This window comes from Cyanobium sp. NIVA-CYA 375, from assembly GCF_056108345.1.
This window is the reverse complement of record NZ_JBSYHW010000395.1, coordinates 1-582: the sequence shown is the minus strand read 5'-3', so window position 1 is coordinate 582 and position 582 is coordinate 1. Positions and strand designations below refer to the sequence as shown.

Annotated in this window: 1 protein-coding gene; it reads left to right on the top strand. The window is 76.6% G+C overall.

Going from position 1 to position 582, the window contains the following annotated elements:
* Positions 1-582 (top strand): hypothetical protein (locus AC01FP_RS18780; protein WP_474482435.1); only part of this gene is annotated, 582 nt, incomplete at both ends.

The window sequence follows — 582 nt, the reverse complement described above, 5'->3', positions numbered from 1 at the left end:
GGCGCGGCAGGCGGCACGGGTAGCGCGGCTGGCGCAGCTCAGCGCCAACGCGCAGCAGCGTGCGCTGGCGGGCCTGGTCGGCACGCCCGACCGCCATGGCGGCACGATCAGCGCCGCCGCGCTCGAACGCGAGCTGCTCACGCACCAGCTGGGCCAGCTGGCGCTGGTGGCCGGTACCGCGGCCGAGCCGGCGCTGCAGGCCGCCAGCGGGGCTGCGCTCGAGGCGCTGCTGCAGGAGCGCGCGGCCACGCTGGCCGCAGCCTCGGGTCTCACGCCCGAACTCCTGCGCGCGACGGCGGGGATGCAGCGCCTGGCCGAGCCGCCGCCGGCCAACCCGCCGGTGGCGCTGGCGAGCTTCCGCACGCTGCGCTATGCCGACCCCGACGACTGGAGCTTCCGCTACAACCCCAGCAGCGCGGCCGATGCCACGCCCGACGCCAACAACCGCGTGCGCTATGCCGACGTGCGCGTGGCCAGCGCACCGCCCACCTCGGCCAGCGCGCCGCTGCCCGGCAACGTGCGCAGCTGGTCCGGCAACGTGGTGCGTTCACGCGCCACCGATCTGCACTGGAACGGCAGCGC